The organism is Alteromonas sp. ALT199 (assembly GCF_018619335.1).
GTDB lineage: Bacteria > Pseudomonadota > Gammaproteobacteria > Enterobacterales > Alteromonadaceae > Alteromonas.
Genome location: NZ_JAHHDX010000163.1, coordinates 1 through 569 on the forward strand (window position 1 = coordinate 1; position 569 = coordinate 569).

Genomic DNA, 569 nt, shown 5'->3' on the forward strand with positions numbered 1-569 from the left:
AAATTATACCCAGATGATTAACCCTATTTGGCTAGACACCTTCGTTACTTTAGTAGAAACAGGAAATTTCACTCGCACGGCTGAGCAGCGATTTATGACGCAACCCGGGGTAAGTCAGCACCTGAAAAAGTTAGAAGAGGTATGTCAGTGTAAACTCGTTGTTCGCTTAGGCAAGGGTATTCAGCTTACGGAGCAGGGTCAGCGGGTGTATCACTACGCTAAAAATCAGCAGGCTACGGAGCAAAACTTTATTGCCAGCTTAAAGTTTGACGCCCCGTTCGAAGGAAAGTGTGTAGTAGCCTGCTCAGGTGCTATCGCTCAGCGTATTTACCCTGCTCTGTTAGCGTTGCAAAAGCAGCATAACGCGCTGAACATTCATGTCGAAGTCGCTCCCCGGCGCACAATCCTATCAGGCATAGCGAACAATACACTTGAGCTTGGCATTGTAACTAACCAGCCAGAGAGCGAAGATATACACAGCGAGTACTTAGGCGAGGAATCACTGGGGCTTATTTTACCGCATAGCCTGCCTGATACGCTTGCTACAAAGCTTTCTGGTTTGTCTGAAA

1 protein-coding gene is annotated in these 569 nt (G+C 47.3%); it reads left to right on the forward strand.

Annotated elements, in window-relative coordinates; all coding sequences use genetic code 11:
• A partial coding sequence (locus KL866_RS18520) for a LysR family transcriptional regulator (protein WP_251140167.1) occupies positions 1–569 on the forward strand: 569 nt, incomplete at both ends.